We start from the raw sequence: 19,336 nt of genomic DNA, 5'->3' as shown, positions 1-19,336 counted from the left end.
AGACTATATGTATTTTTATGTATCATTATGTGCAACTGTGTGCAATTGTATTTTGAGAAATTATTTTTAATAAGAGGGAGTATGATATTATAGTATGAGCTTAGAAGATCAAGTGCTAAAATTTCTTACTGATATCTCAAGAAAGGAGGAGGAAATTGAATATTTAATAATCAATATGTATAAACCACAACTGGAAAGTAAGGGAGTTAAGTTAGCAAAGATAAAGAGGGAGTTTTTGATAGACGATCAAGGTGTTCTAAGAATTGGATTATCGTTACCAATTATGTATTATGAAGAAGGGGATGAGATTTACTTATTTTTAGCCAAAAACTATGCTGACTACTCCACAATAGAGCAATTGTTAATTAGAGAAAAAATTCTAAAAAGTAAATTTTCTAAAAAAGTGAGGAGTTTCCTAGTAGCGTTTGCTATTCCTAAAAAATACTATGATCTTGCCTTAAAGTTAGGAATAGAGGTGGTAAGTGAAAAAATCATTAGTTAGATAGAATTTAAATACCTAGCCAACTGAGATAAATAGTCCTTAAATATTTGGAAGTCACTTAGCCTATTTTCAATCCTAATTTTGAATGCTTCGTTATAGATATCATATAGTTGTGGATTTCCAACCTTATACGCAACAGCTCGCACTACATTATCTTGATCTTCTTTGGTTAAAGTAGGCATTCCCAATTTGTTCCCTACTGCAGTAATTAAGTAGAAAATGGCCTCCCAATAATACCTCATAGCCTCAGCTAAGTTACCTTGAGTTTCGTAATAGCTTGCAGTATTCCAACTCTGATTGTATCTAGCCATATAATCGGCATATGATGGCTGTTGAGGTTGAACTATATTCTGTTGTTGAGTTACTGGCGTCTTTATTTGAATGTAATTGTCAGCTCTCTTCTGTAAGAATTCGTAAAGGAAGTACAAGAATACAAAGGCTGGTATCGAGTAAAGCCATAATATATACGGATTGCTTACGTAAAACTCACCTGATTCAACCAACGCAGCCAAAAACAACTCTATCGGGACAATTATGAGGGTTAGTAATCCTCTTACCCACTCCCTTGGTCTAATTATAATGTATAATCCACTGGAGGCAGCTATGGCATAGGATGGCAATTCAAGCCACGAATGCGGTAATGTCATTAAGCCTAAGGCGGACAAAATTCCAGGGACATTGAGACTAGATGAGAATGCACTTAAAACTGCACCAGTTGAGTATATACTTATTGCCAATATGATCATTCCAACAGCGGGTATGAAATCCAGTAATGCAACTCTCACGTTGTTACCAAAGATCATTATTACTTTACCGAAATAAGATTGGTTTAATACTTGATTTTCTGTGCTGTTAAACGCTGATACTAATGAGGGATTATTCTGAGGTATGCCAGAGGCTATCAAGAATAATATTACCTCAAGTACGAAAACTATCAAGATAATCTTTGTTAAAACTCTCATTAAGGTTAATTCTCACTTGTTAGTTAAATTACTTTTCCTAAGAGTTACCTTTCCACGATTCTTTTAATATTCTCGTGAAATGGAGGATATATTATTCCCTTTTCAGTTATTATACCAGTAATATATTTAGGCGGAGTAACATCAAATACTGGATTATACACATTTACGTTCTCTGGAGCTATTGGTATTCCCCTAATTGTTCTCACCTCATTAGGATCCCTCTCTTCAATCTTAATTTCGTCGACGCTACTCTTTAGATCGAAAGTGGAGGTTGGGGCTAGTGCGTAAAATGGTATACCCAATTCATGTGCTATAACCGCTTCCTTAAACGTTCCTATCTTATTAAATACGTGTCCATCTCTCAATATCCTGTCAGCTCCAACCATTACGCTACTCACCATTCCTCGATACATTACTAAACCAACTGCAGTGTCTGTAATTAACGTAACCTTTATTCCCTCCTCCATTAATTCGTAGACAGTCAGTCTACTACCTTGTAACCAAGGCCTTGTCTCTGGAGCGATAACTGAAACGTTCATCCCTAAGGCTTTAGCAAGTTTCACTGGAGCTAATGCAGTCCCTAACCCAGTACCGGTAGCCAAACCACCAGCATTACACTGAGTTAGTACTGTATCACCGTCGTTTAATTTCTCTAAACCGTAAAGTCCCATTTGTATTTCAGCATCATACTCCTCATCGAAAATTTTCTTAGCTTCAACTTTCATTAGGTCTATTAGCTCATTTACAGTCTTAGCATTACCATTCTCCACAGCGTTTTTAGCTAAAGTTAACATCCTTGAAGTTGCCCAAACCAAATTAACAGCTGTAGGTCTAGCTGAGTCTAATATAGTCTTAGTCCTAGTTAATTCCTTGATAGCGTTATCTAGCGTATTTATACTCTTATTGCTAGTTAACGCTAACACCATGCCATATCCAGCAGTAATTCCTATTGCGGGAGCACCTCGAACTTGCATGTTCTTTATTGCTAATGCTGTACTATTAACATCCTTTAAACCCACATAAACCTTCTGAAATGGTAATAATGATTGATCCAGGATTGTTAAAGTATTATTTTCGTCTTTCCAAATTATTGGCAATAACTTTGGTTTAAAAAGCTCTTTAACTTCCTTTACTGTAAGCTTCATATAATATAATGAGCAAAGGAAGATTTAAAGCTTAGGGAAGGAAAATGGATACATGAACTTAACTATTATTGAATTTGAAAGTAATGTTTTGAGAGATAATCCTTTAAAGGACCCGCATAAGAGAAGAGTAGGGCTGATCTACCCTGAGAAATACGAGGAGAGGCCAATATTAATCTACCTTAGTGGTTATCTCTCTTCTTCATTAACCCAAATTAATTACAACCCATTGGGAGAGGACATGAAAAGTAGGATTGAGAGATTAGTTAATGAGGGGAAGATGAAAGGTTCAGTAATAGTCCTTCCAGATATGTTCACTAAGGTTGGTGGAAATCAGTACATAAATTCTTCAGCAGTGGGAATGTATGAGGACTTTCTCATAAAGGAACTACTACCATTCTTAATGGACAAGTTCAAGAGTGATAAGATAGGAATATTTGGACATTCGTCTGGAGGATATGGTGCAATCGTATTAGGAATGAAATACCCTAATATTATTAAAGCAATAGCTGACCACGCTGGTGATGCCTATTTCGAATACGTATACTTACCGACATTTCCTAAAGCAATTGAGCAGTTAAGAAGATTCAGGACCCCGGAGGAATGGTTAGAAAATTATTGGAAGAAAGAGAATAAGCAACATAAGGAAGATTTGAATACGTTGAACGTCATTGGTATGTCAGCATTTTATTCTCCTAAGGATGAAAAAATAGAGTTACCCTTCGATCTAGAGACTGGGGAAATATTGGAAGATGTTTGGAGGAAATGGTTAGAAAAAGACCCAGTCAGAATGGTCGATAAGTACGTTGATAATTTGAAAGTGCTTAAGTTTATATATATGGATGTGGGCAAAAGGGACGAGTTCAACATACAGTATGGGAGTAGGACTTTACATAAGAAGTTGCAAAAATATGGAATTGATCACTATTACGAGGAGTTTAATGACGGACACCTTCACACGTCTTATAGATATGATATATCGTTGAGCCTTCTTGAAAAAGCACTAATGTCCGAATAATCTTTCTTTAATGGCCAAAAAACTAGAATAGACAACTTCCCACCTGGTCACTGGATAAAAACTATTTGTATATATACTATCACCAATATTTCCTACTAGCATTTTAACATTAGCTTTCTTTAAAATTGAATGAGAGGGATAGCAAAGAGATCCATGTGCTGCAATTACCGTTTCCGCTTTCAACCTTACACACTCTCTAGCGACTAATGGTCTTTTCACGGAAGAGTTTAAAGCTGGATTTTCCTCTTTAAATAGAATCTCCTTCTTTTTATCGTCAAATAATATAACGAATTTTCCTCTAGAGAATAAGTCTAATCTATTTGAATCATCTACAACAGTGCATACTATCATAAGAATTTTTATAATTTCTATAATAAAAAGTTAATCCTAACTATTCATATAATCTTATAGTATTTTGCCATTTCCTTAAACGTTTCAACTCTTACATCCTCTGGAATGTAATCCAATTCCCTTTCAGCCTTCTTATAGGAATACACTAATTCCCTTGAAAGAACATCATACGCCATTTTTAATATCTCGTGCGAAGATTTGAAAGGTTCTATAAACTTTACACTAAACGGGAACCATACCCTTATTTCTTTTTGTATGGCTTTTGCCAAATCAGAGAAAAGGCTGGTTAATGTAGCGGGTTCCTTATCAGTGATGTAAAAATAGTTATTCCTCTTATATTTGCAAGCCAATTCTATCGCCTTAGACGTATTTGTAGTTGAGACCACGCTAAACATATTATCATTTTTTATACCAATACCATGAGAAGCTAACCACATGAAAATTCTCCACATAAGGATTCTACTATAGGGACCATAAACTATTGGAAATCGAAGTATTACATAATTGGGGAATTTCGATACACTCTTTTCCCCTTCAAGCTTCGTAATTCCGTGAAGCGTATTTGGTTTTAAACCTTCTCCATGGGGGCTCTCCTCAGCTATAGGTCTCTCCTTGCTTTCAATATTCTCAGATACTCCTATACTGCTTATATATACGAACTTACCAGAGTTAACTTGAAAGAACTTCCTACCTATTTCAGTAGGGAATTGTACCTGTAAGTATTCAAATTCTTTAGGATCTTTAGTCCACATTGCGCCTATAAGGTAAACCAAACAATCAACGTCTTTCAAATAGTTTTCATATGAGAAAATTATATTCGCACCAACGTTTTGTAAGGATTTTGCGTAATCGTTCATGCTCCTAGCGTAAACTAGGACCTCGTGGCCCTTACTTATTGCGTATCTTACGAAATTGCTACCAACGAAACCTGTACCACCGAATGTTAAGATTTTCATATTAACACTTTTGCAAAAAAGTATAAAAAGATGTTATTTAGCACTTTTGCTTAAAAAGTATCCTAATAAACAACAATGTTGTGAAGTATTCAAAATTTTGGACTAGATTTAAGGAGTGGGCTTTGACTACAAATGATGATATTTTACCTTATAAGCTAAGAAAAATAATTGAAATAATCAAACAAAACCCTGATATAACCTTAGTCAGACTAGCTGGATATTTAGACACTGACGCATTATACTTAGCTAGATACTTACGTGACAGTTATAGGACTATCGTAGAAACCTAATCTATAAGCTTAACACTTTTTTATTCTAATATCGACTCAATTCATATGAATAAGATTAAAGAGATAGAACCATGGGGAGTTAACATCCCTTTTATATTCTTAGCCACGATATATTGGGCTTTGGGAACATTATCAATCCTCCTTAGTTTGCCATTTCATCCCTATTTTATGATGTTGGGAACTTACGCCTTGTACTTCGGCATGATACAGAGACTATTCTTCCCAGCAAAAAATTATCTATCATTACACATAGCCTCTTTGATTCTCTTAGCGATTCCACTACACTATTTTCAAATTGTTGCATCAGTTATACTAGCAACTACTGAGATTTGGGCGTTAAAAGATCTCAGAAGTTATGGTTATAATCCAAAAAAATTACCAATTAACGCTTTAGTCCTCTCATCGCCGTTCGCGTCGATAATTGCATGGTTATTTTATCCAAACTACTGGCTTCTCATCATTCCTATACTCTTATACACATTAGGAGTTAACATAGGAGTATTTTCCGCCAACTTAAGAACAAGACCGGTGTTTGGATTATATCAGTTGCCCATTTTTCTAATTATAATATTGTCGTATTTCCTCCAAATTCTATTTCCCTTCATCGGAGTAATCTATTTCCTAACAATATACAGAAGGATATTTACGTTTAAGAATACTAGTGCGATATCGTCTTTACTATCTCTCATAATTATTCCCCTTTTATCGCTCTATTTTGGAGATTACGTTCACGCTTTCACTTTAGGTATAATGTCAACTTTATTCTTTTCCTGCATTACATACTCAACGAGCAGATATAATTACGATAAGATTATAGCCTCAATACTACTCTCAGATTTAGCTTACGTATTGCGATTCTTTTACTTCGAAATCTCTGGAATATTCTGGATTATTGCTTTACTTTACTTTCTCTATTTAATCAAAGATAACTTCTACTTGACTTCCATAAAATTAGGATTATCAATGAAATTCATAAGAATCCAGAAAGAAAATCGTGAGTCTCCCTAGCTACATTTGCCCATGAGGAGTGTAATTCTAAAAACTTCTTCACGTTCTCATCTTCATGCTCACTCTCGTATTCCTCATCCTTCATACTTAGTATATTGTTTGCTACATTTGCCATTTCCTTTATATCATACTCCCTTACTGTTCTAACTGGTTTTAAACCGGAAAATACAAACCTAATTGCTGGTATATCATATGCTACTATTGAAGTACCTAAAGCTAAAGTATCTAAAACTACTAGGGAAAAACCATCTTGATGAGAAGGATATATTAAAACTTTAGCCTTAGCTACCGTGCTATACACCTCTTCTATCGGCCTATAGCCTCTATATTCAATTTTAGGATGTGACATTAAAATCGCCCTATCGCTCTCGTTGAAAATTTTTCCAAATACAACTATTTTGCTATTTAGTAAATCGGCGATTTTGGGCAACTCTCTAATACCCTTCTGTGGGACTAATCTAGCAAAGAATACCGCATAGTCTTCTTTACCTTTAGGCCTCCTATACTTATAAATAATATCCTTATTGAAAGCGTTGCCAATCTCATAAACCTTTAATCTCACATTATGTGCAATCTCTTCAATCCCAGATAGATAAAATGATGCCTTTGATACACCAGCTATTCCCCTAAGTACGCCATCATTTATTGAACGTAAATATGCTCTCTTATCAAATTTATAGAACATCCACATCATCATGTCATAGACTAAGCCCTTAAATCCTAGAAATCTCCTATATCCCCTTCCGAAAGAATTTCTGAACGGTTCGTCATGTAGAAGTTTAACTAATGGCTTATCCAATTTTCTTGCAATATGATAAGATAATCTTAAGGTAATTGAGTCCTCATGCATATCGTATATCACGTCGGGCTTAATCTCCTTTAGTTCATCAATGTATTTTTTATCCTCTCCCAAATCATTCCATCTTAAATAGACGGTATGGGATTTAATGAAATAGGATAATGTACCAACTTCATCAGTCTCTCTAATTTCATACACAGAATGGTGAACATTAACGTGTGCATTCTCCAAATCCTTTACTACCTCATAATTTCTTCTAACTAGAAATGATGGAACATATAACGTTACTTCATCTCCTAACTTTACCAGCTCTTTTAAGACGTTTATTATGTGAACCGATACTCCTGACGGGTTAAACACGTTACCAATTGCTAACACTCTCATTTCTCTCACTTTAGTTTAACACTATGAGTATTCATATTTTAAGGTAAGAAATTAATGGTTTTCCTTTCTGGAAGTTATGGGGAAAAGGTGATACGATCTTCCCCCTAATAGTTTTCTTCCTTCATTGAAAATCCTTTATATAGCATTAAATATGTTAATAATTTCGTCATCCTATTCATTAATTATCTTACAAAGAATACCACTATTTATTGTCGTGAGTAGCAATAAGTTATATTATGATAATTTATTTAAAGTGCGGGTGTGGATCCAATAATCCTATCATTACTGCTAGGTCTTTCCCACGGAATAGAGCCAGATCATGTAGCTACGGCCAGACTCTTAAGAAGTAGATGGAAAATTATCCAATTCGCCTTATCTCATTCAGCAGGATTCGTTATAATAGCAATACCGCTTGTAATTCTTATAGGTGAAAATAAATTTCTGGAAATAATCGCAGATATAATAGGCATTATATTTTCAATTCTACTGTTGATGCAAGGAATATTCGAGAAGGAAATAGATATAGGGGCGAACAAGGCAGGATTACTACAAGGAGCTTTCGTCATAACTCCAACAAAGGTATTAGTTATAGTTATCGCTTCGACTGGTTATAATATACTTTATTCCATAGGGATAGTTTCGGTCTTTATATTAGCCTCTGCTGTTTCAATAATATCCCTTTCATTGTTCAATCTTATACCTAAGAGGATATATAAAATAGTAGATATAGGAATAGCCCTTTTAACTATGGCTTACTTGATCTTTCTTCTCATTAACTGATAGCTCTTTTCTTACCTCATAAATTATAGTAGCCAATTCTAATTCAATCTTCCTCATATTTCTAAACTGTTCAAGAACCTTTCTTCCTTTTTCCGTTAACTTGTATTCACCATTAATCTCTTGAATTAGCCCGTCCTCATTAAGCATCGATAGATATTTTTTCGCTAATGAGGCACTAAGATTAACATATTTCATAATACTAGATATCCGATTAATGTTAGTATCAATCGCCTCTAATATATCCCCTATTATATCATCTCTAGACCTTCTCATACATTTATTACTACTCTTTAATCATTTATATTTTTTATCGTGAAACTCCTCAGTAATGAGCGAAACAGAAAGCTTGGGTTATCAGTTTTGTACGAAATGTGAAGTTTATATTAGCTTATGATAAAATTTTACACATCGCCACGCAGAAATAGTTATTATAATACGTGATACTCCACGAAAATAGCTGAGGTTATATCATTAATGGGACGCATTGTTCATGACTTAGGTAAAGTTCAAGATTAAGAATTCATGTAGAGCCATGAAATTCTACTAAATCTAAACCCCTAAAGTTGATAACAATAAATGTCAAATAATACGTAAATTATAGTTAATTTCTCATCAGTCTTTATAAATACTCTCGTAATGTAGTTGTAAATTTATGGTAAAACCATCAAGATCAAATCTCTAACGCTGATTTTCAATTCCTCCCTTTATTTTCTGTAATGTATTTTTGATTTCCTCAGCGTCTTTTTCTCCCCTATATTTACTTACCAAAGAGATGAACGTATTTATTTCATCATCAGTCATAGATTCTTGTATCAGCGGAGATAGTTTTGATAAAAACTCCTTGTATAAACTTTCCAATACTTCTATATATTCGGGTAATGTTAGAGCTGGCAAGTCATCTAGTAATGATATTATTGAAGATGAAATAGAGGTAAGTAGGTCTTTTAGTACGCCCTTAAAAGCTATAGCTTGTTGTTGTTTCTCCATTTTGCTAATGTCCTCTACTTTTTTCTTCAATTCGCTAAGATTTTTAGCTAATCTATACTTATGAAATTCCAAATTAATAATAGCATTTCTCACATTTTTTGACGCTATATATCTTATTTCGTCTCCATCTTTTAGAACGTTAATATAACCTTGTAAGTAAAGCTTCTCAATGGTTTCTTGAATCGTATTTTTCGACAAGATGTAACCTAATGCTGAAAGTTGCGAATAAGTGGTCCCACTTGGCCCCGATTGGGCTATTGCGACTAATACTAGCCTTTCCCTTTTACTTAGGAATTCCATTTGTCAAAGAATTGTAGTTAAAGATTAAAAAGCTAATAAGGAATTTGGAATATGATAAGGGTTAGTGCTCCGGGAAAAATACTTTGGATAGGAAGTTATAGCGTTGTATTTGGAGGTATATCACACGTAATTGCAGTTAATAAGAGAGTGAACTGTAGTTTGAGGGAAATTCAAGAGAGGAGTTTGATTTTCCACACTAATTATGGCGATTTTAAAAATTCCGGCAACGAGTTGATTAATTCTGTTCTAGACACTTTTAGGGAAAGACTCGCCCAATTCCCTCAAGGTTATGAAATAGACCTTTATAACGACAAGGAATTCATATTGGATGGTAAAAAAACGGGATTAGGTAGTTCTTCTGCAGCAACAGTTGCTCTTACTGCTTGTCTATATTACGCTATCAATGGTAAACTGGATTTACTCGAAATACATAAATTGGCGCAAATTGCTAATTATAAGAGACAAAAGGGAATAGGTAGTGGGTTTGATATAGCTTCAGCAGTGTTTGGCAGTATAGTTTACAAGAGATTTACTGATATAGAGAAAATGGACTTCTATTACGAGAAGTTAAATTTGGGTAATTATGATATGATACTTGGATTTACGGGAAAGAGTGCTGAAACTGTGGGTTTGGTTAGAAAATTTGTAGAAAAGAGTAATTCAGATGATTTTAGAGAAATTATGAGGCTTATAGATGAAGAGAATAATATGGCGATTAGGCTCATAAAATTAAATAAACTCGATGAAGCGATAGAACATGTAAGATTAGGAAGGAAATATCTAAATTATATAGCTGAACGCATTGTTGGTGTTAAACTAGTAAGCAAAGAGGAGGAGGAGTTAATAAAGATAGCAGAGGAGGAAGGTGCTTTAATAGCTTTGTCACCTGGAGCAGGAGGAGGAGATTCAATTTTCGCTTTAGGTAATGATTTAAATAAGGTGAGAGAGGCGTGGAGAAGAAGAGGTATAACCATAATTGATGTAAAAGAAGATGATGGATTAAAGCTAAATTCTAATTAATTGAGAGAATTTTTCATTATCTTATTCCCTACTTAATACTTTAGGTCCATCTCCGACTTTAGATATTATTATTCTCTTTATTTCTAAAGATTTTAAGAATCCCAAAATGTCTTGTACGTTTCTTTCAGTAGTAAAAATGTGGGGATTTGGTCCAGCATCGAATGTATAACCGGCCTTACCGTAATCTTGTATCCATTCCATAATTCTCATTGAGGTATCGTTTAAGTAGAAAAAGGATGGCCAACTGTCCAATATTATTGCATGCATACTATTACTGTGTCTCATCATAAGATAGTAGAATTTCCTCTCATCCTTATTCCTTATAGCCTCAATGACTTCATTAAAGGTTTTCTCAATAAATTTGAGCCTACAGCTCATTAATTCTGAAGTCTCAGCTGATCTTATCATACCCTTTCTAGAAGATATCCTCTTTTCTTTCTCACTTAATATTGGAATTATATCAACTAGATCGCTCCAATGATCATGTTGGAAGATTTGATAGCAGTAGGAATCCTCACCATCCTCTCTTTCACCCTTATTCCATACAACGAATCCTCCAAACATACTCCTACATGCACTTCCAGATCCCAGTCTAGCTATTTTAGAAAGTTCTTTGAGTTCAAGTTCTAATTCTAATAATTCGTTCAAGGCAAACGTTAATGCTGCAATTCCTGCTGCAGATGACGCTAGTCCTGCGTTAGTGGGAAATTTTGCCCTTGACTCAACCTTAACGTAAAACTCCTTACCAATGAGTTTCTTAAAGGCTTCTAAGACTCTTCCTGCATATTCTTTCGTTTCATCCTCTGGCAAGATCTTGTCATTAACTATTACAATGTTCTTATCGCTCAAAGTAACTTTAGTGATTACTGATAGCTGATCATCTAAGGTAATTGACAACGAGTTGTTAAGCGGTAAATTTAATCTTTCATCTCCTCTTTTTCCCCAATACTTAACTATAGCTATATTTGATGGTGCTGAAACTGTTACTGACTTTAACACGATTGTAAGAATATGCTATCACTTATTAACTTTAACTAGTTCATATAATTCCCTTTTAGATACTTCCTTCCCCCTTTTTAATATCCCTTTCTTGTTAATCGAAATATCTCCTATTATAATCTCATTGTCCTCAATTTTCGAGCCTAGATCAATTAATTTCTCAATTAATTCTAAATCTCTTACTCTATAATATTTAAGGAAAAGTAAAGCTCTCATATCCTTAACCTTTTTGATTCGACCGATATTGAATGGTTTTAAATTAACTTTATCGAGAACTAGGCTTAAATAATACGTTGCTTCTAAATTCTTTTCATCTATGAATGTGAACCCATTTTCTGTCCTTATTCTAACGCTATCCTTAAATACGTCAACCTTAGAGTGAGGAAGTTTTGAGGCTTCTAATTTATCTAAAATCTCTCTCCTAGAGGGTATATTATGGAATTCTATGTCAAATCTGGTAGTGTATAATTCTTCTGATTCTTTAAGAATATCTTCCAATTCTTTTATGTATAGATTTGATAAGTTTAAAATGGCATTTCCTCTTATCACTCTTACGCTAAGTCTGTTACGTAGAAATTCAACCTTGTAATTATATGCTTTCACATTATACTTTCTTAGCGTCTGCACTAGATCATTTAGGATATGATCATCACTACAATCCGTGCGTATGATGTATTTACCAATGATAACCTTAGTCACATTTGTTCTTAGACGATTATACATATATAATTATAAGTTTTACTTAATCAATATAATTTAGCGAAACATAATATTTATTTACTCTATAGCATATTATAGTACAAGTATAATGAAAGATAGGTGAAAAATTACGACTCCTAACATATTATTTATAGAAATAATACTGACGTCTTCTTTCTTACTGATTATTTCGACAATATTGCAGTTATATATTGAATCTAGATTGCCGAAATTGACTAAAGATTTAGATAAAATAGTGTTCTTAGCTAAACTTGAAGCATTACTATCTCTAATCCAGCTTCTATCATCGGATAAGGTTTCAGATATGCTGGAGGGTACAATGATCGCTGGTCCACTTAACATTAAAATTGAAGAGTTTGAAAAATATACCTCAGCTAACTGGCACAGCCTCAAGAGTTTTATTAGTATACTGAACGAGAAGATTAAGAATGCGGATAGAATAATTTTCTTATCAGAGGAAGTAAGCGTAACTATCTCCCACATAGTTAATGAGAACAAAATTTCCCTAGTTCTCCTTCTTTTATCGTCGTTATTTTTATTGGCAAATTTTGTGACTATCGCATTCATATTTTCTGGTCTAGCCTTTGGGATCTTAGTTATTGCAATTACATCTAGTTTAAATTGTATAAAATACACAAACGAGTTAAAGTCCTTTTACTCTAAATACGCTTAACATCTTTGATAATCAGTATTTTAATATTTGATATGCTCTACTTTAAATGTGGTATATAGACAGTGTATAAGATGGAAAAAAGGGCTAGTAAATACACAGTGTGAAATAGAAGTTCAAATTAGTGATGATGACGAAGTTTACATTATAAAAAATGGTATAGTTAAAAGAGTTAAGGGAGAAAACGATATTATACCCTACATAAACGCAATATCCCCCGCATTTAGAGCATTAGTGCTTAGTAAATTGCCCAATACGATGTCTGAGAATCTTTACAGAATAGTATATAAAGCACAGCCATTTAATGAGATACGGAAAGTCTCAGAAAGAACGTACTCAATATGGAGTGGATCTTATCCCAGTTTCATTACATTCCTCAATTTACCTTCAGAAATTATAAAATATTTACCACCTTCTAGAATGATTGAAATAGATCCACAATATTACGTTCACATAGAACCTCTGTATAAATCGATTGAAAAACACTCAGAGTGGGCAAATGATACGGCATACTTCCATGGACAACAAGTTTGTATAGCCTTAAGAGGATGTACTTACTTCGGAGATGAAGCTTATAGCGTAAAGGACATAGATCAAAATTTAAACGTTATAAAATTATGGTTATTTCACATTATATTAGGTTCTGGTACAGTTATAGTTGATGGTAATGTAAAAAATCTAGAAAAGTTCTTAATGCTAAGATATGATAAAGGATTTGAATTTTTGGAAAGTAAGGAAGAAGTTGGAAAATTGGAAATAGAGATAAATGATAGAAAGATAAGAATGTCACTGAACGATAATGAATTATTAAGTTTAGATTACACCTCCCCTCGTTATATTAAGTTCACTTACCCATTAAGTTGGAAGAGTAGATACTCAATTTCAGATTTCGTATCCTCCTTAAAAATGTGGAAAGGAACTTAAATTATTGCGAGTATACCGCCAATGAGTATCATTAAAACGGTAATCCAATAAATAACCATTCTAGTTCTTCCGTATGTGTAATTCATCATTAGGCTTTTGTCCTTTATTAAAATTCCTATTAGTCCAGCGGGTATTACAACTATAAATGGCGCTATTGACATTAATGTTAGGGCAAAGTTTACTACATTATCGTAGTTGTTGGTGAAAAGTAACGCAATTGCAAGCGCAGGAATCGACTCGGAAATATATAATAGTAGGAAGTTGGAAAAACTGTTTTTGCCTAAAGCTTCTAGAGTTCCCCACGCACTTCCTAAAGACTCAACTATTAATGCTAGAAAAGCTGCACTAATTAAGCCAATTCCAAATATATACGGAGAAATAGGACCTGAAATTAAAGATAGCGAATATGATATTTCCTTATAATTTAAAGGATCTACTGATGGTGAAATTCCAGTAGTTGCCATTTCTATAGCTACCATTATAAGTTCTGACACTATCGCCCCAATAAACGTCTCTATTGAGGACCACTTCACCTTAGTTTCAATTGTAGAATCTACATCTTGGTATTTATACGCAGTTGCCGAGGTCTGGTAAAATATCATAAAGGGCATGACTACTGCACCTATATTTGCAGCAACGAGAAATGTAAATGATTTGGAAAGTGAGAAGTAAAATACAGTTTCCCCAGGTACGATGCCCCTTAAGATTGCTTGAAGAACAAATGCAATAACTAAAATTAGAGATATTACTATTAGAAATTTCTCTATTTTATCATATTTTCTAGTCGATATTATAATCAAGTGGAATATGAAGAAAATTGGAAGGGTCATATAGGGTGGAATTCCTAATACTAATCCACCGACCGCTATTCCAACGTACTCAACTATATATGTGAATACATCAACTATGAACATTGAAAGAGACGCTAGCAACGATATTTTAACTGAGTATCTCTCCCTTATAATCTCCCCAAGACCTTTACCATTATTTACAGCACCTAATCTTCCCGCGGCCTCTTGGATGATATATAGGGGAAAGGATAAGAGTAGCAATAGCCAAATCAGTCTATATCCATACTCTTGCCCATTGGCTATGCCAGTTAATACGCTTGCTGCGTCAACATCAGCCATCATTACTATCCATGCAGGACCAAAAAGTCTTACTATATCCCTAATGCTCACATTATAGTAGATGATGTTCAGTATATATATGCTTTACGCCTAATCGTAAATGTATATGTTTATTAATGATGAAATAAAGCTTCACTTTAAATTCTTAAAATCATTATATATCACTCATGACTATAAAAAAGATAGGCGTGGTTGGAGCGGGTACAATGGGTCATGGGATCGCTGAGGTTTCTGCACTTGCGAACTATAACGTCAGCATAGTAGATATATCTTGGGATTTCTTGAATAGAGCTAAGGAGAGGATAATGGAGTCATTAAATAGATTTTACGAAAAGGGGCAAATAAAGGAAAAACCAGAGGACGTAATGAAAAGAATAGAATTCTCAACGTCATATGATGTGATGCGAGATGCCGATTTCGTTATAGAGGCGGTGCCGGAGATTATAGAGCTTAAAAGAAAAGTGTTCGAGACTTTAGATAATATAACCCCTTCACATGCATTTCTAGCCTCGAATACTTCATCAATTCCCATATCAACCATAGCTGAAGTCACTAAAAGGAAGGAGAAAGTTATCGGAATGCACTTCTTTAACCCTCCACCAATTATGAAACTAGTAGAGATAGTTCCTAGTAAGTACACTTCAGATGAGACCATTAATATTACAATAGACTTGGCAAAGAAAATGAACAAGATCCCAGTTAGACTTAAGGTTGAAGTCCCTGGTTTCGTTAGTAATAGGATATTCTTGAGATTAATGCAAGAGGCTTGCAGAGAAGTTGAGAGCGGTGAGGCTACAATTGAGGAAGTTGATAGTTCGGCTAGGAATAAGCTTAGATTACCAATGGGCATTTTCGAGCTATCGGATTATGTGGGACTAGATGTTGCAGTTGATTTATGGAATGTGATAGTAAATAGCGGAACTGCTGAAGACGTTAAGTGTGAGATGTATAAGAGAAAGGTCGAGGCTAGAGAATTAGGTGTTAAGACTGGAAAAGGATTCTACAACTATCCTGCTGCTGGTAAATATAAAAAAGTTGACTTACCAATGACCAGTAAGGTTGATCCAGCGAGATTAATATCTTTAGCGGTAAATGAGGGAGCATGGCTTATACAAAATGGTATAGTAAGTGCTAGAGATATTGATACTGTAATGATTTATGGCTTTAACTTTCCCAAAGGCTTATTGCAAATGGCTGATGAAGTAGGTATAAAGAATATTTATAACCATCTAGTTGATATTTATTCGAAAGGATATAAGCCATATAAGCCAAATAGCTTAATTGAGGAATTGGCGAAAAGTGGTAGAGGTTTCTACGAGTGAAATAACCCTTATTTTTATTCATATAAAACTTTGTCATTAATTCATTTCATTATTATGCTATTAAAAAAATAACGTAAAGTTATATATAGGTTTATGAACTAAACCAGTGTGAACACATTTCATAGATTATAATCTGGCCAATATTTCTTCATAACTTGATCATCCAAATCTATTCCCAATCCTGGTTCATCAGTAAGCTTAATCACGCCATCTTCTATAATCCTTCTTTTAGGTTTAACTATCTCATTCCAGAATGGCACATCATGACCGTGAAATTCCACAAAACCGAAAGTATTTGCAATAGACCCTACATGAGCGTGAGCCATAGTACCTATTGGTGACGCAATATTATGAGGGGAAAATTCTATATCGTACATTGCAGCCAACTCAGCTATTCTCCTTCCCTCAGTAATCCCACCAGCTTTAGCTATATCCGGAGCCCACACCCTAACTCCAGTATTGAGTAAATCCTTGAACTGATATACTGTATAGAGGTTCTCGCCAGTCTCTATCGGAACTGAACACTGAGATGTCAACAACTTTAACTCGTCGTAATTGGAAACAGCCATTATTGCCGGCATTGGATCCTCTAGCCATCTTAGTCTATATGGTTCTAATGCCTTACAAATCCTAATTGCAGTGTTTAAATTATATCTCCAATGCAAATCGAACATTATTTCGACCTCATCGCCAACAGACTCTCTAACTGCCTTTACTATATCTGCCATGTAGTCGATATCTTTAAGGGATAAATCCCCATTTCTTACTCTCCTTAAATCTATATAAGGTGTAGGTACATCAAGATCAAATTTCATGGCTTTATAACCCTCGTTCTTCATTTTTAGAGCTCTCTTAGCATATGCCTCAGGCGAATAATCCTCATTCCACTTTTCCATTGATAACCTACCATGAACTGGATTATTGGTTGTGATCAACCTATTTGTCTCCACTTCAGCCTCCTTGATCCAAGGTAAGTTAACTGGTAAGTGTAAAGCGTTAATTGCTTCTAACCCTTTCCCTCCATGAGCGTCGACATAGACTGGTATTTCCGTCTTATCCCCACCTAATAATTTGTATATTGGTACATTTAGATATTTCCCAATAAGATCGTACAATGCAATATTAATGGCTGAGATCAAGTGATATACAGTAGTTCCGGAGTAGAGTGTAGCATACTTGAGTTTCTCAGCTATCCTATTAACTTTGAATGCGTCTTCTCCAATTAGTAATTGTCTAAACTCGCCTTCCATTCCCTTTAAACCTGGCGCAGGACCTGCCTCACCAGTACCATATAAGTCTTTGGAGTAAATTCTCACGAAGGCCCATTCGAAATTGGCTTGAGCTACGAAAACTTTGAAATCAGTAATTTTTAGTTCCATAAGGTAATAAAGAAAACCTAAATAAAATAATCATATCTTAACCTTTTAACCTAAGTATGGATTTGGTTGTTGTTGAGGTTGTTGCTTTGCAGGGGCTGCAGCTATCATATCATCGATCTTTAAAATCGCTGTAGCGGCTTCTGTAGCACTCTTTAAAACTTGTTCCTTAACCTTTAGAGAATCAACAACTTTAAGCTCAAGCATGTTGTCGTAAATTCTACCCTTTACTACGTCTATCCCAGCATTCTTTAATCCATTTGCGTGTTTATGCCTTATTTCGGTTAACGCACTTATGGGATCCATGCCAGCAGTTTCTGATAGTATCGAAACGTACTCCTCTAAAGCATCTGCAAATGCGTTAAATGCTAATTGTTCCTTTCCGGGAACTTTTCCAGCGTTCTCTTTCAATCTCTTAGCCAACCCTTCCTCTACAGCTCCACCACCTGCTACAATATAGGGTTCTAATAGCAAGTTTCTTATGGAGTTAAATGCGTCATTTAAACTCCTTTCGGCTTCATCAGTTATCATGTTATTCGAGCCCTTTATGATTACAGTTACCGCTTTAGCCTTATCGGATTGAATGAATAGGTATTTGTTCTTTCCTAAATTTCTAACCTCTACTAACTTAGCTTCCCCTAAATCACTTTCACTAACATCTTTCATACTGCTGGCAATTTTTGCACCAGTAGCCCTACTCAATAACTCTATATCACTTCTCTTTACGTTCTTTAATGCTATTATCCCACTTTTACCCATTAGATATGAAGCAACTTCATCAATGTCCTTTTGAGTAATAAATAGTTTTACGCCCATAGCCTTTATCTTATCCACCATTTGCTTAACATATGCAGTTTGTTCATCTAGGTATCCCTTTATCTGAGAGGGGTCACTTATTCCAAGCTTCATGCTAATTTCTGTTTTTTCAAGTTTTAATGGGAAGTCAGCTAACATTACCTTAACGTTTTCCACTCTTTTCGGCATGTTCTCATTAGTGGGTTCTTTATCTATAACGATCCCGTTAATTAGCTCACTGTCGTCAAATTCCCCACCATTAACCTTTACAATCTTTATATTCTTAATATCAAGGTCATAGGTTCCATCTCTTTTATCCAATACAGCTAATGAAGCCTCAATAACTAGGTTTATTATCTTCTCTAGAGTGCGTTCTGTTGAGAAGAACTTACTTGACAATGTAGTATATACTAGATCGTGAATTACCTTTCTATCTTCTGGACTAATCTTATCTGCAATACTTTTCAGTAACTCTAACGAGGAATTTAGTGCCTTTCTATAACCTTCTATTATCGCAGTTGGATGGATCTTCTGATTCAATAAATCTTCAGCTTTTTCTAATAGTAACCCTGCAATAACTACAACTGAAGTTGTCCCATCTCCTACTTCGGTGTCAACAGTTTTAGCGGTTTCGATGAGTAATTTAGCGGTAGGATGTTGCACTTCCATGTTTTTGACTATTGTCGCACCGTCATTAGTTATCGTGACGTCTTGTCCTTCGACCAACATTTTATCTAAACCTTTAGGACCTAGGCTTGATTTTAACATTTCCAGTAATATTTTTGCTACTGCTATATTGTTTAGTATTACCTCATTTCCAGTTGATCTTTGAGTTCCTTCTCTTAATAAATAGGCCATGTTTTCTTTCACTCCGACTCTACTATGTTCAGAAAAGTATAAA

The 19,336-nt window shown here is 34.7% G+C and carries 21 protein-coding genes; 9 read left to right on the top strand and 12 right to left on the bottom strand.

The annotated features are described in order from the left end of the window. Positions 1-94 precede the first annotated feature (94 nt). Positions 95-502 (top strand): hypothetical protein, encoded by a 408-nt coding sequence (locus tag GFS03_RS12770; RefSeq protein ID WP_153424439.1) that lies wholly within the window; start codon positions 95-97, stop codon positions 500-502. Here GFS03_RS12770 and GFS03_RS12765 read toward each other — a convergent pair. Together GFS03_RS12765 and GFS03_RS12760 are read right to left on the bottom strand one after the other, a co-directional pair. Further along, on the bottom strand, positions 499-1,464 hold the full coding sequence (locus GFS03_RS12765) for a stage II sporulation protein M (RefSeq protein ID WP_153424438.1): 966 nt from the start codon (positions 1,462-1,464) through the stop codon (positions 499-501). The two genes, GFS03_RS12770 and GFS03_RS12765, sit on opposite strands and share 4 nt — an antisense overlap. Before the next feature lie 44 nt (positions 1,465-1,508). Continuing rightward, positions 1,509-2,609, bottom strand: a complete 1,101-nt coding sequence (locus GFS03_RS12760) for an S-methyl-5-thioribose-1-phosphate isomerase (protein ID WP_153424437.1) — start codon at positions 2,607-2,609, stop codon at positions 1,509-1,511. Between the two features lie 52 nt (positions 2,610-2,661). Here GFS03_RS12760 and GFS03_RS12755 point away from each other — a divergent pair, with 52 nt between their 5' ends. Beyond that, on the top strand, positions 2,662-3,624 hold the full coding sequence (locus tag GFS03_RS12755; RefSeq protein ID WP_153424436.1) for an alpha/beta hydrolase: 963 nt from the start codon (positions 2,662-2,664) through the stop codon (positions 3,622-3,624). On the opposite strand, the gene GFS03_RS12750 is transcribed toward GFS03_RS12755, so the two are convergent. Both GFS03_RS12750 and GFS03_RS12745 read right to left on the bottom strand, forming a co-directional pair. Next, positions 3,610-3,996 carry a NifB/NifX family molybdenum-iron cluster-binding protein gene (locus tag GFS03_RS12750; protein ID WP_153424435.1) on the bottom strand — a complete coding sequence of 129 codons (387 nt, stop codon included), beginning with the start codon at positions 3,994-3,996 and terminating at the stop codon, positions 3,610-3,612. The genes GFS03_RS12755 and GFS03_RS12750 overlap by 15 nt on opposite strands. A 23-nt stretch (positions 3,997-4,019) precedes the next feature. Then, positions 4,020-4,955: an NAD-dependent epimerase/dehydratase family protein gene (locus GFS03_RS12745; protein WP_181443813.1), complete on the bottom strand. Its 936-nt coding sequence runs from the start codon at positions 4,953-4,955 to the stop codon at positions 4,020-4,022. A gap of 56 nt (positions 4,956-5,011) precedes the next feature. On the opposite strand from GFS03_RS12745, the gene GFS03_RS12740 reads away from it, so the two are divergent. Both GFS03_RS12740 and GFS03_RS12735 read left to right on the top strand, forming a co-directional pair. After that, positions 5,012-5,221, top strand: coding sequence for a hypothetical protein (locus GFS03_RS12740; RefSeq protein ID WP_153424433.1), 210 nt, complete (start codon positions 5,012-5,014; stop codon positions 5,219-5,221). A gap of 45 nt (positions 5,222-5,266) precedes the next feature. Further along, positions 5,267-6,229, top strand: coding sequence for a hypothetical protein (locus GFS03_RS12735; protein WP_153424432.1), 963 nt, complete (start codon positions 5,267-5,269; stop codon positions 6,227-6,229). Here the strand turns inward: GFS03_RS12735 and GFS03_RS12730 are convergent. Further along, positions 6,192-7,412 (bottom strand): glycosyltransferase family 4 protein, encoded by a 1,221-nt coding sequence (locus GFS03_RS12730; protein WP_153424431.1) that lies wholly within the window; start codon positions 7,410-7,412, stop codon positions 6,192-6,194. The genes GFS03_RS12735 and GFS03_RS12730 overlap by 38 nt on opposite strands. Positions 7,413-7,673: 261 nt before the next feature. On the opposite strand from GFS03_RS12730, the gene GFS03_RS12725 reads away from it, so the two are divergent. Continuing rightward, the gene (locus tag GFS03_RS12725) at positions 7,674-8,192 is read left to right on the top strand and encodes a hypothetical protein (RefSeq protein ID WP_153424430.1); all 519 of its coding nucleotides are present in this window, start codon (positions 7,674-7,676) and stop codon (positions 8,190-8,192) included. Here the strand turns inward: GFS03_RS12725 and GFS03_RS12720 are convergent. Both GFS03_RS12720 and GFS03_RS12715 read right to left on the bottom strand, forming a co-directional pair. Continuing rightward, the gene (locus GFS03_RS12720; RefSeq protein ID WP_153424429.1) at positions 8,154-8,465 is read right to left on the bottom strand and encodes a winged helix-turn-helix domain-containing protein; all 312 of its coding nucleotides are present in this window, start codon (positions 8,463-8,465) and stop codon (positions 8,154-8,156) included. The two genes, GFS03_RS12725 and GFS03_RS12720, sit on opposite strands and share 39 nt — an antisense overlap. A 405-nt stretch (positions 8,466-8,870) precedes the next feature. Further along, on the bottom strand, positions 8,871-9,479 hold the full coding sequence (locus tag GFS03_RS12715) for a hypothetical protein (RefSeq protein ID WP_153424428.1): 609 nt from the start codon (positions 9,477-9,479) through the stop codon (positions 8,871-8,873). A 51-nt stretch (positions 9,480-9,530) separates the two neighbouring features. On the opposite strand from GFS03_RS12715, the gene GFS03_RS12710 reads away from it, so the two are divergent. Further along, the gene (locus GFS03_RS12710) at positions 9,531-10,499 is read left to right on the top strand and encodes a phosphomevalonate kinase (RefSeq protein ID WP_153424427.1); all 969 of its coding nucleotides are present in this window, start codon (positions 9,531-9,533) and stop codon (positions 10,497-10,499) included. Positions 10,500-10,520: 21 nt separating this feature from the next. Here the strand turns inward: GFS03_RS12710 and mvaD are convergent, their stop codons facing one another. Both mvaD and GFS03_RS12700 read right to left on the bottom strand, forming a co-directional pair. Further along, entirely contained in the window at positions 10,521-11,498 is a 978-nt protein-coding gene (gene mvaD, locus GFS03_RS12705; protein ID WP_153424426.1) for a diphosphomevalonate decarboxylase, read from the bottom strand. Positions 11,499-11,516: 18 nt separating this feature from the next. Continuing rightward, positions 11,517-12,197, bottom strand: a complete 681-nt coding sequence (locus GFS03_RS12700) for a hypothetical protein (protein ID WP_153424425.1) — start codon at positions 12,195-12,197, stop codon at positions 11,517-11,519. A gap of 127 nt (positions 12,198-12,324) precedes the next feature. On the opposite strand from GFS03_RS12700, the gene GFS03_RS13800 reads away from it, so the two are divergent. Continuing rightward, positions 12,325-12,891, top strand: a complete 567-nt coding sequence (locus GFS03_RS13800; RefSeq protein ID WP_153424601.1) for a hypothetical protein — start codon at positions 12,325-12,327, stop codon at positions 12,889-12,891. 48 nt (positions 12,892-12,939) lie between these two features. Next, positions 12,940-13,812, top strand: a complete 873-nt coding sequence (locus GFS03_RS12690; protein ID WP_153424424.1) for a hypothetical protein — start codon at positions 12,940-12,942, stop codon at positions 13,810-13,812. On the opposite strand, the gene GFS03_RS12685 is transcribed toward GFS03_RS12690, so the two are convergent. Next, positions 13,809-14,993: an NRAMP family divalent metal transporter gene (locus GFS03_RS12685; protein WP_153424423.1), complete on the bottom strand. Its 1,185-nt coding sequence runs from the start codon at positions 14,991-14,993 to the stop codon at positions 13,809-13,811. The genes GFS03_RS12690 and GFS03_RS12685 overlap by 4 nt on opposite strands. A 116-nt stretch (positions 14,994-15,109) precedes the next feature. Between GFS03_RS12685 and GFS03_RS12680 the strand changes: the two genes are divergently transcribed. Next, on the top strand, positions 15,110-16,264 hold the full coding sequence (locus GFS03_RS12680) for a 3-hydroxyacyl-CoA dehydrogenase (protein ID WP_153424422.1): 1,155 nt from the start codon (positions 15,110-15,112) through the stop codon (positions 16,262-16,264). Positions 16,265-16,383: 119 nt separating this feature from the next. Here the strand turns inward: GFS03_RS12680 and GFS03_RS12675 are convergent, their stop codons facing one another. Continuing rightward, positions 16,384-17,643, bottom strand: a complete 1,260-nt coding sequence (locus GFS03_RS12675; protein WP_153424421.1) for a mandelate racemase/muconate lactonizing enzyme family protein — start codon at positions 17,641-17,643, stop codon at positions 16,384-16,386. Between the two features lie 45 nt (positions 17,644-17,688). After that, positions 17,689-19,293: a thermosome subunit alpha gene (thsA, locus tag GFS03_RS12670; protein ID WP_153424420.1), complete on the bottom strand. Its 1,605-nt coding sequence runs from the start codon at positions 19,291-19,293 to the stop codon at positions 17,689-17,691. Positions 19,294-19,336: the final 43 nt, after the last annotated feature.

Origin of the sequence: Sulfolobus sp. E5-1-F (assembly GCF_009601705.1) — an archaeon.
GTDB lineage: Archaea > Thermoproteota > Thermoprotei_A > Sulfolobales > Sulfolobaceae > Saccharolobus.
This window is presented reverse-complemented; position numbering and strand designations above follow the sequence as displayed.

Bases quoted from the DNA above. Each gene is read 5' to 3' on its own strand.
- GFS03_RS12765 (WP_153424438.1), bottom strand. From the start codon at position 1,464: ATGAGAGTTTTAACAAAGATTATCTTGATAGTTTTCGTACTTGAGGTA.
- GFS03_RS12715 (WP_153424428.1), bottom strand. From the start codon at position 9,479: ATGGAATTCCTAAGTAAAAGGGAAAGGCTAGTATTAGTCGCAATAGCC.
- GFS03_RS12760 (WP_153424437.1), bottom strand. From the start codon at position 2,609: ATGAAGCTTACAGTAAAGGAAGTTAAAGAGCTTTTTAAACCAAAGTTA.
- GFS03_RS12675 (WP_153424421.1), bottom strand. From the start codon at position 17,643: ATGGAACTAAAAATTACTGATTTCAAAGTTTTCGTAGCTCAAGCCAAT.
- GFS03_RS12680 (WP_153424422.1), top strand. From the start codon at position 15,110: ATGACTATAAAAAAGATAGGCGTGGTTGGAGCGGGTACAATGGGTCAT.
- GFS03_RS12710 (WP_153424427.1), top strand. From the start codon at position 9,531: ATGATAAGGGTTAGTGCTCCGGGAAAAATACTTTGGATAGGAAGTTAT.
- GFS03_RS12735 (WP_153424432.1), top strand. From the start codon at position 5,267: ATGAATAAGATTAAAGAGATAGAACCATGGGGAGTTAACATCCCTTTT.
- thsA (WP_153424420.1), bottom strand. From the start codon at position 19,293: ATGGCCTATTTATTAAGAGAAGGAACTCAAAGATCAACTGGAAATGAG.
- GFS03_RS12755 (WP_153424436.1), top strand. From the start codon at position 2,662: ATGAACTTAACTATTATTGAATTTGAAAGTAATGTTTTGAGAGATAAT.
- GFS03_RS12730 (WP_153424431.1), bottom strand. From the start codon at position 7,412: ATGAGAGTGTTAGCAATTGGTAACGTGTTTAACCCGTCAGGAGTATCG.
- GFS03_RS12770 (WP_153424439.1), top strand. From the start codon at position 95: ATGAGCTTAGAAGATCAAGTGCTAAAATTTCTTACTGATATCTCAAGA.
- GFS03_RS12720 (WP_153424429.1), bottom strand. From the start codon at position 8,465: ATGAGAAGGTCTAGAGATGATATAATAGGGGATATATTAGAGGCGATT.